The following is a 13,552-nucleotide window of genomic DNA, read 5'->3' as shown; positions in this document are numbered from 1 at the left end:
GGTTATTTATATGAAATATGAAGTCATCCTTATCGGTGGCGGACCTGTCGGCATGATGTTGGCTGGAGAATTGGCATTAGCCGGTGTAAAGGTCTGCGTCATTGAGCGATTAAAAGAGACAACTCCATATTCACGTGCGCTTACAGTACATCCACGAACCCTTGAAATATTAGATATGCGTGGAGTGAAATCAAAATTAATCGGCAAAGGCCGCTTACTTTCACGAGGGCATTTTGCCGGATTAGAAACTCCTTTGGATTTCTCAGTGTTGGATTCTTCTTCCAATCACACGCTCTTTTTACCGCAGAGTGAGACGGAGAAGGTGCTGGAGGAATGGGCTCTTAGCCTTGGCGCAGAGGTCTGGAGAGAGGTTGAGGCTCTATCTGTGCATCAGGATGAGGGTGGGGTCGACGTTAAGATCGCGGGACCTAATGGAGAAACAACGTTAAGATCAGCTTATGTGGTAGGTACGGACGGAGCCAGAAGTTTGGTTCGCAAACATGCAAATATATCATTTGAAGGTACAGACGCGACCTTCACGGCTATTCTGGGGGATGCCGTTCTATCTGATTTGGCTCCTATGAGTGTCATATCCCGGATTACAGAAAAAGGTTTGGTCAGCATCATGCCGATCAATGATCATATGTATCGGGTCTTAATTATCGATATGGAGAGACGCAACATCTCTAAGGATGAGACCGTTACATTTGAAGAGTTTCGTTCATCGATCATCCGTACGACCGGAAGCGACCTGGGATTGAACGATGTGAAATGGATGTCCCGTTTCGGAAATGCGACGCGGCAAGCGGGACGCTATCGGAATGGTCGATTGTTTTTGGCGGGAGATTCGGCGCACATTCATTTTCCGGCTGGTGGACAGGGAATGAACGTCGGCTTACAAGAAGCGATGAACTTAGGCTGGAAGCTTGCAGGAGCAATCAAAGGCTGGGCTCCGGACTGGCTATTGGACAGTTATCATACCGAACGTTTCCCATGGAATACGGCCTTGCTCCGGAATACCGAGGTCCAAACCCTGCTTCTGGACGTGACTCCTCCCATCACGGAACTGCGAAGGATGCTGGCTAATCTGATTCAGATACCGGAGGCTAATTATCAAATCGCCGCACAAGTTTCCGCAATTGATGTACATTATACTCCAGACGCCGAAGCGCCTCCCCATCCTTTAAACGGGAAACGTTTCAAGGATCTAAGCTTAAAGCTGAAAGACGGGCAATTGATTAACTCCTATCCGTTCCTGCACAAAGGTACTTTTCTTCTGTTGCACTTCCATTTTAACGAACAGAATAGCGGTCAATGGGAAACGTATAGCAACCTTCAAGTTGTACATGCATCTTTGGCTGAGGCAGACGCGGATTGGAACGACGTCCACACGGCACTTATTCGGCCGGATGGACACATTGCCTGGGCGATTTCTCTATCAGATCCGAATCCAATGCAAACAATAAATGAAGGAATCACTCGCTGGTGCGGAAACATTACGGATTAGTAATGCACTGTCCTTTACATCAATGGAATCAAGTCTTGTCCTCAGGTTGGGATAAAACTTGATTCCTTAAATCCCCCTACGTTATGGCTATCTTAGCTTTGAAAACATGCTCTAACACATTTTCTGGATTTCGGTTGTTGTTGGTTCACTGTGGTTCGACTTGTATCGTGATTTCACTTTTCATGATTTTGTCTTTTTTATCCCCATCGATACTAAAATCCGCCGTTACCCTGACCGTATATTTTCCCGGCGATAGCAGCCAAGGCCGCCGCTCTTTCTCCAAAAATTTCTTAATGTCGGGACGTCCTTTTTTATTATAGTTGTAAGATTCTATTACATTTAGAGGGAGAGTGGCTTTATACTCGTTATTTTTCTTGATTTGATCTCTTATTAAAACAGTCTCTATATATTCATCAGAAGAAATTCCTTCCTCGTCCCGAACCGAAAAAAGGATGATGGGGTTCCCATGACCAACGGTGATCTCTTCATCCCCTAAATAAACAAGGGAGCTCCATAGATGAATGATTTCGTTCGATTTGTAGGCTTCTTTTTCACTGTGAAGATTTAGCATAAAATTATCTGCTTGTTTGGATACGCTAATTTCGGCTTTCGTCAAGTTGTTAACGCGCCGATCGATATAAATGTCTTTGTTTGCTTCGTCATAATGAATTTTGCCGCCCATATTTTCGGCAATGTAGCGTAGGGGCACATAAACGGAACCGTTATAGTTGAGAAGCTCAAAAGCTCCGCTCTGCTTATTGGCGGGTTGATTATTGAAGTAGATAGATCCGGGGAATAAATGCGCCTGTATCAAATCGGAACTGCTTGCTGCGGAAGCGGCTGAAATGCAGCTGCCCACGATAAACGCTAAAAGTAACTTTTTCCTCAAATTCACTTCATCTCCTAGTTTATGGGATGCCGAGAAGGCTAAACGGTTACCTGTTAGATGTTTAGGGCCATTGGTATGAAGTAAAGGTGAAAGCCAATCCGGACAGTACAAGATTGTCTGTACTGCAGGAACACTGTCAGGAAAGGCTCCATATTGTAGGAGGAATTACTGAGTGACGATTACAGACCCATCAATTACCTGCTAGCTCTTGATTGTTCCAATTTACTAAGGAGGCAGAATCACTTTGGAAAATCCCTTGATACTTACCCTCAGTTTCGGGAGTAGTAATAAGTTTTATTTTCCAAACTCCTTTCATTGGCGAGGTCTTAAAACTGTTCATATAAGTATGCTCACTGGTTACTTGGTCAAAAAAAACTTTCTCTTCCTTTGGATTCCACACTTCGATAGCTAAATCACCCGAACTTAGCTCAATCAAAAACTTCGTTTGTAAATTTAAGAAAAAAGTATTGTTTACCGAAAATTCCTTTTCGATCACTTTAAATTTTTCGTTGTACTCCGCCTTACTAATTGTCCCTCCCCATTTTCTTTCTATCACATCGTCAATTAATTTATAGAACACGCCAATGCCGCATAAAATCAATACACCTACTACGGATAAAACGATAATAGATTTTTTTGTCACGATTATAATCTCCTATGCTTCTTTTTGGGCTATCGCGGGCTCGTCAAAAGTAATGTTCCCATCTTTCATAAACAACTTTCTATTGGCATATGAGGCCACATGAGAATCATGGGTAATAACAATGATCGTTTTTCCCTCATTGTTCAGAGTGCATAGTATTTCCATAAGTTTATCTGCATTCGTTGAATCAAGAGCCCCGGTAGGTTCATCGGCGAAGATAATTTCTGCTTCTGATGCTAATGCTCTCGCAATAGCTACGCGCTGCTTTTGGCCGCCTGACAAATTCTTTACTTTTTTGTGGAACAAATCCTCTATTCCCAGCTTGCTTAAATATTGCTTCGCCTTCTCCATTTTCTCATGCTTACTCATCTTGCGTTCTGCAAAAGGCAGCGTTACATTATCATAAACACTATAATTATTGAGCAATGCATAATGTTGAAAAATGAAACTCACTACGCGATTACGAATATGAATCAATTGAGAGTCTTTTAAACCAGTTGTGGGTCTGCCCATTATTTTACACTCGCCTCTTGTTGGTGAATCCATACATCCCATAATATTTAATAATGTCGTTTTTCCAGAACCGGACGGTCCTACAATCGCTAAGAAATCCCCCTGTTCGATTGTTAGATTAATATTGTTAAGCGCTGTAAACTTATTTTTATGATTCCCGTATACTTTTGATACGTTAGATAGTTCAATCACTGGCATTTAATTCTCAACTCCGCTTATTAGTTTGTAGGGAGATTCTCTGTACAGTACCCGAATAGGGTATAAAACTGATAAAAAAGTGAGCAATAAGACCAAGATTATTACTTTAGCGAATAATGCGATTCCAAAGAGATCTTTAACCGACGACATATCGGCGATGATTGACGTTGCACTATTATAATAATTCCAGAATACACCAAAGCATGCGCTTAGCAAAATGAGCAAAAATACCTCAATGATGATGGAGCGAGCTATACTAATAATCGATTCTCCGAATACCCTTCTTATACCAAATTCATAAAATCGAATTCGAATAGAAGAAAGGGTGGAAGTAATAATCCCAATCGAGGTGGTAAGCAGAAAAAATACTCCGGCATATAGATTTAATTTAACCAATTCTATTTTGCTTTTTTTGTAAGCATCCAACTCTTCTTTTATAGAGCGTACAATGGGTGAAGGCAGACCAAGTTGAGTCGCTGCTTGCTTTATTTTCTCCGATAATATTTTACGATCGTCTGTATCCTGGACGCTCACAAAAGTACTTTTTTGCAAGGAACTAATAACAAACGGCGAGGAGTTTTTTTGATAATCCAAGAAAGGGGTGACAATTGCTGCATTCAGATCTCTTACCCCCATTGAAATATAATCATTTTTATCGAGCCACTTGCTCTCTCTGTCCATTACGCCTACAACTCGATAATTCAGTTTTTCGCCAAACCAATAAATGGAAAATGTATCTCCGATGTCAAATATACCCTCGTAATCTTGCCCAACCAATACAGGAATCTGCTCATGGTGTTCAGCGGCAAAGTCTTGTTTAGCAAGCGACCGTCCCTTAAGTATTTTGATCTTCGAACTGCTGAATATGGACTCATCGAAATAAACCATATAAGATAGCTTTTCTTTCCCTCTCAATGGACTGTTTTTATATAAAACTTGATTCTTTGCCTCATATAAATCACTATTTTTTAGATCGGATAGAATGAAATAAGCCGTGGAAAATGAACCGTAATTGCTGACTTCATTCATGCCGCTAACTTCTTTTCTTAATTTAAGGTAGCGTTCAATAGACCATGTATTATCACTTGTTAAATCTGGAACGGAGAACGTCAAAGTTTTTTCGAGAGCCAAATTGGAATATTTTTTAATGGTTTCACTTGCATAGTCAGGTATACTTAATTGAATAAAACCATTGCTTATTAAGTAAAACGAAATGACTAACTGAAGCATGATAAAGAGCGTTGCTAACTTGCGTTCCCACAATGACTTCCAGGCAATCTTTATGCTCCTCATCTGATCAAACCTTTCTCATCAACTCAACAGGTTGGATATTCCTCGAACTGATTAATGGGATAATCACGACTAACAGTGAAGTTATGAAGACGAAAGCCGCATGATTAATAATATCCGTTAACGTTATTTTATATGGGTATCCAACCCACTGTTCAATGATAGGGCTCATCCAAATCTGCACAATACAAACCAACAACGAGGAGAAGAGAAATACGACTAACATTTCGCTATAAAATGAAAAAGCAATTGTAGAATTGCTAATGCCAAATGCTTTTTTGATTGCAATTTCAACTCTTCGTTCTTTGATCCAATATACAGCGATATTGACGGCGTTGATCAAAGCCAGCACATATACAGTGATGATAAAAGTAATTTGATTCCCGAGATTACCTAAATGTGTATATGGAGAGGAACCTCTCAGGGAAGAGAAGTCTGCGTTATTGACTTTAAATATCGACACCTGATTTTTTACGGTATCGTAATCTTTTAATAAGCGTGTCTGATCTCCATATAAAACGACAGGGATACTTTTTTGGCTCTGTAGCTTGGATTCCGCTCGCTCAGTCAAACTTGTAATAGGTATAACTATTTTGTGGTCGAGATAAGGCGAGTTGCCTTTATTCGTTCCTATGATTCCCGTAATCTCATATTTCTCATGATCTATTTTGACGTATTGTTTCCCGTTCTCTTTAATGATATAGGGAATAAAAGCTCTTCCTACCATGCATAATTTATCCCCGCGATCCAAGGAACTTTTCCGGATAGATTCTCCTTCTAACAAAGGAAGTTTATTGTATTCATCTGCTTTCCAATATTCAATCATAGGATTGACCATGCCTAGGTCTGTTTCTACGCTAAGTGAATTTATAAGCAGATTACTATTCACACTCATCGTGCTGAACGCTTTGATAATGGCCTTCATGTCTACTTGCTCTTCAAAGTCTAAGGAGAAGGAAATTTTATTGTTAATTTGATATTTGTCCAAGTAGCGCTCGATTTCAACTGCCTTATTGATGGAATATAAAGTAGTTGTAATTAAACCGATGGATAGGCTAATGCTAAAAACCAGTATGAAGAAAGTAAACGGGTATGCTTTAATCTGGCTAAGGACGCGATTCAGTGTGTTCACATTTCCTCCCGAAATTATCCCAAAATAATATTTATACGCACAAATTAACTGTGATACAACGAATTCCTAAGTCGCTGTAATACACAAAATATAGCACCACAATGGTTAACTATGAAAAGTTTACCATTGTGGTGCATATTTCACCCTTCTTACGACCTTATTACCATCTGCTCGTCAGGGATTCGATGGTTCGTACGGTCGCTGTATTATATCGATCAAGAATCTTGTGGTCACTTTGGAAAGCCCATACTCCCCCTTTTGATGCCGATACATGTGCCCAGTTACCATAGTCCGAGCCATGGATTTCATAGGCGGCACTAATATTTTCTGCAGATTTAAGTGTCACCCCAACGACAAGATACTGCCAAGTTTGATTATTTTGCCAATCGGTTCTTGCATTAGCCTTATCATTTTCAAAAACGGAGAAATCTGTAACTAAACTTCCAGTTGCCTTTGCATCTTGATAGGCAAGGTTTATAGCATCGTTAGCAGCATAGGCTGCGGAAGCGATGGTGAGGGTTGCTAGAATGGATAACATTGGGATGGATTTTTTGAAAGTGAACATAGAAAATATTCCTCCTTAAATGATTATAAAATATGTAGAACTAAGGTGAGTGCTTGATACTTAATGTGCTAGGATTTGAATTTCGGATAAGTGAAAGTTAACAGCAATAACTTTACCTTTTGGTCACAGTTTGGTTTTATGGTGCCCTCCTTTCACATCCTACATTGTACAAGTTAATTAAAGTAAAATTTTTGTAATATATGGGAAATTAACTTGGTATCCATTATCCTAGCGAATAACAGAATAGATTGTCAACTATTTTTTGGAAGATGCAGGACTATGAAAAGGGGTGCCACGGTATCTTATGGTTTAGTTATGAACGGATTATTTGAAAAAAGGAGTTGTGGTGGGTTCGATTTAAGAAACGATAGTATGGCGAAGGGAATTAAGAAGAACTTGTCTACAAGAACTGGTTACAAAAAATGGATAGTTTCGTCATATTTATGATTTTCATTTTAATGTAATTGTCGCATTTTATCGAAATAATGCGGAAAATCTAAAAAGAGATTGTATACTAGAAAAGACCTAATATACAATCTCTTATTTATTTGGTAAAATAATACTATAGATTAGGACCATTCAGTAAGAGGTTCTTTTGGTTGTTTCAATTTACCATGAACTATTCGGGCGAATGTTTCAGAAACCGCTAGAGATTCGGCATCAGATAGGAATGAGCATTTCAAGGAAGTGCTTACATTTTTTTGAAAATCGACACCTTTTAACATGTGAACGACATGATGTAACTGCGGCGTTACCCGAATGGTTAGCATGTAGAATATCCCCTTTTATGAGACGATTTTACTAGAGATAGTATATCAAGAAAGTATAATAAAAGTAAGCATCTAGGGAGAATTTTATGAAAAAAAAGATTGCAATATTGCTATTTTTGTCGATTTTTGTTGTATTGCAAGTTTGGTGTACTTACATTACGTTCAAATATCCTTATATCGGAATTTATTTAAAATTAAATCAACAGAATCAATGGGAAATCAAGGAGTTGGATGAGGACGGTGCTAGTGTTAAACTTAATTTAAAAGTGGGAGATATCATCAAACAAGTCGATGGTAGATCCCCGCACGAGAATCCGATGATTTACAAATGGAAAACAATCGAACAGGCTCATGAATTGGTTATATCAAGGGGTGGACTTGAGGATAGAATCATAATTGATTCGCGGAGCGAGCTAACTTTCGATATTATTCCACTGTTCGAAGGATTATTGTGCTTATTTTTGGCTGGTTTACTGTATACGAGGATAAATCATTCCTCTTCGGCACGGTTACTTGCAACTGTTTTTTTAACTTGTGGCATCATTTACATAAACCAAGGCGCTTCTGTTAGAGGGGACGCCATTGGAAAGATTCAAATCACTAGTCTGGTGATGGTATTACCTTTTGTTTTTTTTCATTTCCTAGTGATCTTTTTCAAAGAGAAGGGAAATATACAGTTACCTAAAAAGATAATAAAATACTTATATGCTATAGCTGTGATAGGATTTGGGGTAAGACTTCTAATGCTATATCCTCCAACAGCTTATATGATTCACCGTCATAATGGTACTATGACCTTGTTTTTCTTCATTATTGGATTTCTGTTCAATATAATTGTTTTAACATTTATTTACTTTAAAATTCGAAAAGAAAAATCTTATTTGTCGAGTATTGTTAGAAGTGTATGGTTTTCTCTTTTTCTATCTTTTTTACCTTCAATTTGTTTATCGTTTATTCCGCAAATCCTTACCGGACAGCGATTTATTAATGCCGTTTACACGAGCTGGTTTATCTTATTCTTCCCGATCTCATTCGCGTACTTAATTGCTACGAACCAGTTGTACGACATTGGCTTAGTACTTCGGCGTTTTGCTTTTGCCGCTATGCTTGCGATCATTCCGTCTACTATTTTTACAGGAAGTTTTGTCTTCTTGTTTAAAGACTTAATTGATGCAAGAGAAATTATTTTTATGTTTTTCGGCTCCGTCATCATGCTGTCCACCGTCATGTACTCGGCCGAATACTTCACAACTCGGCTGGAACGGTTCTTGTTCCCGAGGAAGTATGTGCTTCAGACGGCGCTCAAGAAAATTTCCAAGAGTCTCGGAGCCATCTCCAGCTTCCGCGATCTGAAAGAAATTGTCCTCGTGGACATCGTTAAGACGCTCCAGGTAAGGGGCGGTGCGATCGTGTTCCAGTACGAGAACGATACCGAGATCATCGACGAAGGCGAGATCGATACGACGGAGATCAAGGAGATGATCCGCTCATCGACTTGGCTTCACCATCCGATATACACCTGTATCGAGATTAACCGTCATGAAGAATACGCCAGCTACCTCGTCATCACGAGCAACAAAGCGAACACCTTGCTGGGCAAGGAAGAGGTTCAATGGCTCCACTTGATTACTTCCTACCTGGAGGTCAGTCTGGAGAACGTCCACCTGATCCGCAAGCTGACGGCGAAGATGCAGCTGCTGGCGGCGCAGTTGCCCGACGAGCAATCGGCGCAGGATATTCAATGGTTCCGCAAAATCATGTTCGAGCTGCAAGAGGAAGAACGGCTCCGGATTGCGGCCGATCTTCACGATACGACGATGCAGGATTTGTTTTTCCTTAAACGGCGATTCGTGGCACTGCTGGACAAGTATGCGATGAACAAGGAAGACAAGGAGCACTTGAACAACATTATCAATTTCGTAGAAATGATCAACAACAGCTTGCGGCAAAGCTGCTTCGAATTGAATCCGTTCCTGCTGAAGGAGATCGGGCTGATCGAAACCGTACGGACGTATCTGGACAAGGAAGCGTACCATACGCCGTTCGAGATCGAGTTCAAGGAAGAGGGTGCTTCCTCTATCGAATCGAAGGATTTGACGACGAAAAGGCATATTTTCCGCATTATACAAGAGCTGCTTAACAATGCGAAGAAGCATTCGCAGGCTTCGAAAGTATCTTTTGCCATGACAGTGAAGGATCACAGGTTTTGCCTGACTTATGAAGACGACGGCGTCGGGTTTGACAGCACGCAAGTACCTCGCATGGAGATTGGAGCATCTGGGATGGGAGTGGAGCAAATGAGAGGTCGTATCTTGCATTTGAACGGAAAGCTGGAGTGTGATTCACGGCGAGGCGCCGGTGTGAAGTTCTTTATTACGATTCCGGTGCGGGAGGTGATGTCCGTATGAACGAAACGGTCAAAGCTCTCGTGATCGATGATCATCCTCTCGTTGCCCATGCGACGAAGGAATTATTGGAGGACACGGACTGCATTGAAGTGGTCGGTATTGCCAGCAGCGCCGAGGAAGGCCTGGAGCAGATCAAGAAGCACCAGCCGGGGCTCGTTTTTCTGGATTACCAGCTTCCCGATCTGTCGGGGACCGATGTCGCGGCGCAAATCAAGAAGGAATATCCGCACATTCATATTGTGATTTTTACCGGTCACGACTTGACGGGGGCGATGAATCGGCTCATCGAGCTGAAAGTTAGCGGCGTGCTTTCGAAGGAATCCAGCATCAGAACGATCAAGAACATGGTGAACTGCATTCTGGACAACCATACGATGCTGCCGCTGTCGCTGTATCACCAGATTCAATTGAGCGGCTCGCCTTCGTATGAAGATTTGAACGATGAAGAAGTGATGATGATGGGCATGGTCGTCAAAGGGGCTACGCACGATCAGATTGCCGATCACATCCATATGAGCAAACGTACCGTCGATAATTACCTGCGCCGAATCTACGACAAGCTGGGCGCGAAGTCGAGAATGGAAGCGATGGAGAAATTTATTAAGAGCAGGCATTATACGTAGACATTCGATAAGGACAACTAGGGGGACGGGCGGATTGGATCGGGAGACAGTAGAGCATATGTACCGGATGGTAGACGATCATGTGGGCGCGGAGGATCTCAATGCTTTGCTCAAAGCGTTCATCGAGGAGAAGGCGCAGGAACAAGGGTCGTGGTCGAGTATTACACACTGCACCCATGACATGCTGGGAGGAGCTTCGCCGCATATCGGTCGGTTGGCCGCGGCGACGGAATTGATTCTTCTCTGCTTCGATATTGTCGACGACCTGCAGGATCAGGATCACGAGAGCAAGCCATGGATGCAGTGTCCGCCGGCGGTGGCGTTAAATGCGGTGCTCGTCCTACTGACGGGATTCGTCGGAGAGCTCGGCCAATGCGGAGTGACCGGGCGTTCGCTTTATGAGATCAGCAAGATGCTGTCCCGATCGGTCAGCGGACAGCATAAGGACGTCACGAATCAGGTGGTATCCGAGGTTGACGATTATCTCACAATGATTCAGGAGAAATCGGGGTCTCTGTTCCGGTTCGCTTGTCTGATGGGGTACTGTCTGACGGATTGCAGCGAAGAGACGATGGAGCGGATCGACGATCTGGCGGATTGCGTCGGGATGATTCACCAGATCCAGAACGATCTGAAGGACATTGCCCAATTCGATGTGAAGAGCGATTTGCTGCTTCGCAAGCGGACGCTGCCTGTACTGTATCTGCTCAATGTAGATAGCGAAGCGTTTCGCCCGGTGAAGGACTATTATGAAGGAAAAATCACCGCAGACGCTCTTGTACAGGATAAGGAGCAGTATATGCGGCTGATCGTGGATTCCGGCTGCATCGAATATACCAAGATCGTGCAGTCCGTATGCGTTCAAAAAGCTGAGGAGCTATGGACCGATCTCCAGGTCCCGTCCCCGTGGAAGGAAAAGTTCCGGGAGCTCACGTATGCCGCTTTTGCCTAGCGGCCGGTCCTTTTCACCCGGCCCCAAAAAAGATAAAGAAGCACCTTGAGACCCGCAAAAGGATCGAGGTGCTTTTTGGTTTGGGCGGAAACGTTCAGTGCCCGTCGGCCCCGGTCAGGAACGGCTTACCTCAAGCGGGGGGAGCTTCAGGCCTGCCGTGACAGCCGACAAGCGCTCTACACGGTGCCGCCCGGGCCGCCTGGACCCGACATGTAAATGCCGCCCATCGGAGGAATTGCCACGTCCTCGGGGTGCTCGCGGCGGCGGACCAGGTCTTCGTCCGTCCGCTCGAAGGTGCGGGTATCGTCCTCGTACCAGACGAGCACCATAATGCGCCCCTTGTCCAGCTCCTTCTCGTACCGCTCCGCCTCCAGCGCGGAGATGCCGAGCGATTCCATCTTCGCCCGGAGCTGATCGCCGCGGGAGCGGAACAGGTTGGCGAAGGCAGTCGCCATCCCTTCCTCCATCACGCCGATCGTATTCGTATCGGTCAAGCGGCTGAGCCCTTCGGTCCGGTCATCGTCATGCGCCAGCACATAAATTTCATTTAGGGAATGGCCTTCCTCACGAAAGCCCCGAATGGCGCGGATGGCGTACTCTTCACCTTCTACCAGCTTCACTTTTGTCCTCATGAGTCGTCCCTCCTCGAATCGGTTCAGATCATGCGTTCGGACTTCGCCGGGCATGTCTGCCATGGAGTTGGCCAGCCGTCCGGATCGGTCCGGCTTATGCTTCATTAACCCGGATTTTCTGGACCGAAACAATTCTCGGGCTGATTCAAACGTTCCGTTTTCGGTTAATTAAGCTTAAAAAAAAGCTATAATGGTAAGAACGGACCTTTGCCATCGAGGGCAAAGGATGCACACGGACAAGGGAGAGACGAATAAGGTATGAACATTGCCATCGTGGACGACAACCCGGTCAATCTCATTGTGATCGAAAAAATATTGAAAAGCGCAGGATACGACTCGTTCTGGAAAGCCTCTTCGGCGGTGGAAATGATGCAGCGCCTCACCGAGTATGCGGACGGAGGCAAGGTGCCGGTCGACTTGATCCTGATGGATATGATGATGCCGGAGATGGACGGGATCGAAGCGTGCCGTCGCATTCAGCAGGATGAACGCCTCAAGGATATCCCGGTGATTATCGTGACGGCGCTTGGCGATTCCAACAAGCTGGCGGAGGCGATGGAGGCCGGGGCGATGGATTACGTGATGAAGCCGGTGAACAAAATCGAGCTGATCGCGCGGATTCGTTCGGCGCTGCGCCTCAAATACGAGAAGGATTGGCACAAGGAGAACGATGCCCGTATCCGCGAGGAGCTGGAGCTGGCCAGACAAGTGCAGGGCAGCGTGCTCAGCCCGCCCCTCAAGAAGGACCGGCTGGAAATCAGCGCCGCGTATTACCCGTCGTTCGAGCTGGCGGGTGATTTTTACGCATGGTACCGGATTGACGAGGACCGGCACGGCGTCATCATCCTGGACATTATGGGCCACGGGATTTCATCTTCGCTGGTGTGCATGTTCATCTCCTCGGTCATGCAGGACACGATCACACGCTTCGTTTCGCCGGAGTTCGTCGTGACGGAGCTGAACCGGTACATGAACCAGCTCAATCATAAAAATCCGTCGGTCAGCTATTATTTTACGGCGATTTATTTGCTGATCGATACCCAGAGCAAGACAATCGAATATGTGAACGCGGGCCATCCGCCCGGGTTTCTTTTTGAAGAGGGAAAAGCGCCGGTGGCGCTCAATCAGGGAAGCTGCGCCGTCGGCTTCTTCGATCAGATGGAGATTACGAAGAGCATCTTCACCTATGAACAGCCGATCCGGATCGCCTTGTATACGGATGGGCTATTGGAGGCGCTACCGCTGCCGGACGCTTACCCGGAGGACGCAGCGGAGTCGGATCTGCTGGCGCTGCGTCTGCAAAGCTGCATTCATCAGGCGCCAAGCCCCGAATGCCTGGTCGAGACCCTGCTGCCGCAGGATGTAAGGGAGGCGCAGAGCGACGATATTTGCATGGTGCTGATCACCGCTACGTAGATGGCGGCCATGAA

The 13,552-nt window shown here is 44.3% G+C and carries 12 protein-coding genes; 5 read left to right on the top strand and 7 right to left on the bottom strand.

Going from position 1 to position 13,552, the window contains the following annotated elements; all coding sequences use genetic code 11:
- Positions 1–10: 10 nt before the first annotated feature.
- A complete protein-coding gene (locus tag KQX66_RS07310) occupies positions 11–1,507 on the top strand; it encodes a monooxygenase (protein ID WP_216791498.1) in 1,497 nt (498 codons plus the stop codon).
- 145 nt (positions 1,508–1,652) lie between these two features.
- Here KQX66_RS07310 and KQX66_RS07305 read toward each other — a convergent pair whose 3' ends face one another.
- The 6 genes from KQX66_RS07305 to KQX66_RS07280 form a co-directional block, all read right to left on the bottom strand.
- Positions 1,653–2,396 (bottom strand): stalk domain-containing protein, encoded by a 744-nt coding sequence (locus tag KQX66_RS07305; RefSeq protein ID WP_216791495.1) that lies wholly within the window; start codon positions 2,394–2,396, stop codon positions 1,653–1,655.
- Between the two features lie 190 nt (positions 2,397–2,586).
- A complete protein-coding gene (locus KQX66_RS07300; protein WP_216791493.1) occupies positions 2,587–3,039 on the bottom strand; it encodes a hypothetical protein in 453 nt (150 codons plus the stop codon).
- Between the two features lie 12 nt (positions 3,040–3,051).
- Positions 3,052–3,750, bottom strand: coding sequence for an ABC transporter ATP-binding protein (locus KQX66_RS07295; RefSeq protein WP_216791490.1), 699 nt, complete (start codon positions 3,748–3,750; stop codon positions 3,052–3,054).
- On the bottom strand, positions 3,751–5,043 hold the full coding sequence (locus KQX66_RS07290; RefSeq protein WP_216791487.1) for an ABC transporter permease: 1,293 nt from the start codon (positions 5,041–5,043) through the stop codon (positions 3,751–3,753). It lies immediately after the preceding gene.
- Between the two features lie 4 nt (positions 5,044–5,047).
- Complete coding sequence (locus tag KQX66_RS07285; RefSeq protein WP_216791485.1) at positions 5,048–6,172, bottom strand: ABC transporter permease; 1,125 nt, start codon at positions 6,170–6,172, stop codon at positions 5,048–5,050.
- Between the two features lie 160 nt (positions 6,173–6,332).
- Positions 6,333–6,737, bottom strand: coding sequence for a hypothetical protein (locus tag KQX66_RS07280; protein ID WP_216791482.1), 405 nt, complete (start codon positions 6,735–6,737; stop codon positions 6,333–6,335).
- A 1,921-nt stretch (positions 6,738–8,658) separates the two neighbouring features.
- On the opposite strand from KQX66_RS07280, the gene KQX66_RS07275 reads away from it, so the two are divergent.
- The 3 genes from KQX66_RS07275 to KQX66_RS07265 are packed head-to-tail and all read left to right on the top strand — an operon-like array spanning position 8,659 to position 11,490.
- Positions 8,659–9,915 carry a sensor histidine kinase gene (locus tag KQX66_RS07275; protein WP_216791479.1) on the top strand — a complete coding sequence of 419 codons (1,257 nt, stop codon included), beginning with the start codon at positions 8,659–8,661 and terminating at the stop codon, positions 9,913–9,915.
- Positions 9,912–10,538: a response regulator transcription factor gene (locus KQX66_RS07270; protein WP_054972538.1), complete on the top strand. Its 627-nt coding sequence runs from the start codon at positions 9,912–9,914 to the stop codon at positions 10,536–10,538. The genes KQX66_RS07275 and KQX66_RS07270 overlap by 4 nt, the downstream gene beginning before the upstream one ends.
- Positions 10,539–10,572: 34 nt before the next feature.
- Positions 10,573–11,490: a polyprenyl synthetase family protein gene (locus tag KQX66_RS07265; protein ID WP_216791473.1), complete on the top strand. Its 918-nt coding sequence runs from the start codon at positions 10,573–10,575 to the stop codon at positions 11,488–11,490.
- Positions 11,491–11,666: 176 nt separating this feature from the next.
- Here the strand turns inward: KQX66_RS07265 and KQX66_RS07260 are convergent, their stop codons facing one another.
- Positions 11,667–12,122, bottom strand: a complete 456-nt coding sequence (locus KQX66_RS07260) for a YflT domain-containing protein (protein ID WP_216791471.1) — start codon at positions 12,120–12,122, stop codon at positions 11,667–11,669.
- 258 nt (positions 12,123–12,380) lie between these two features.
- Between KQX66_RS07260 and KQX66_RS07255 the strand changes: the two genes are divergently transcribed.
- Complete coding sequence (locus tag KQX66_RS07255; RefSeq protein ID WP_216791469.1) at positions 12,381–13,538, top strand: PP2C family protein-serine/threonine phosphatase; 1,158 nt, start codon at positions 12,381–12,383, stop codon at positions 13,536–13,538.
- The last annotated feature ends 14 nt before the right edge of the window (positions 13,539–13,552 follow it).

It is taken from the genome of Paenibacillus oleatilyticus, assembly GCF_018998565.1.
Classification (GTDB): domain Bacteria; phylum Bacillota; class Bacilli; order Paenibacillales; family NBRC-103111; genus Paenibacillus_G; species Paenibacillus_G oleatilyticus.
The sequence above is the reverse complement of the archived record's forward strand: the minus strand, read 5'-3'. Positions and strand labels throughout refer to the sequence as shown.

Coding starts and splice junctions, on each gene's coding strand:
- KQX66_RS07255 (WP_216791469.1), top strand. CDS start 12,381: ATGAACATTGCCATCGTGGACGACAACCCGGTCAATCTCATTGTGATC.
- KQX66_RS07290 (WP_216791487.1), bottom strand. CDS start 5,043: ATGAGGAGCATAAAGATTGCCTGGAAGTCATTGTGGGAACGCAAGTTA.
- KQX66_RS07295 (WP_216791490.1), bottom strand. CDS start 3,750: ATGCCAGTGATTGAACTATCTAACGTATCAAAAGTATACGGGAATCAT.
- KQX66_RS07270 (WP_054972538.1), top strand. CDS start 9,912: ATGAACGAAACGGTCAAAGCTCTCGTGATCGATGATCATCCTCTCGTT.
- KQX66_RS07260 (WP_216791471.1), bottom strand. CDS start 12,122: ATGAGGACAAAAGTGAAGCTGGTAGAAGGTGAAGAGTACGCCATCCGC.
- KQX66_RS07310 (WP_216791498.1), top strand. CDS start 11: ATGAAATATGAAGTCATCCTTATCGGTGGCGGACCTGTCGGCATGATG.
- KQX66_RS07280 (WP_216791482.1), bottom strand. CDS start 6,737: ATGTTCACTTTCAAAAAATCCATCCCAATGTTATCCATTCTAGCAACC.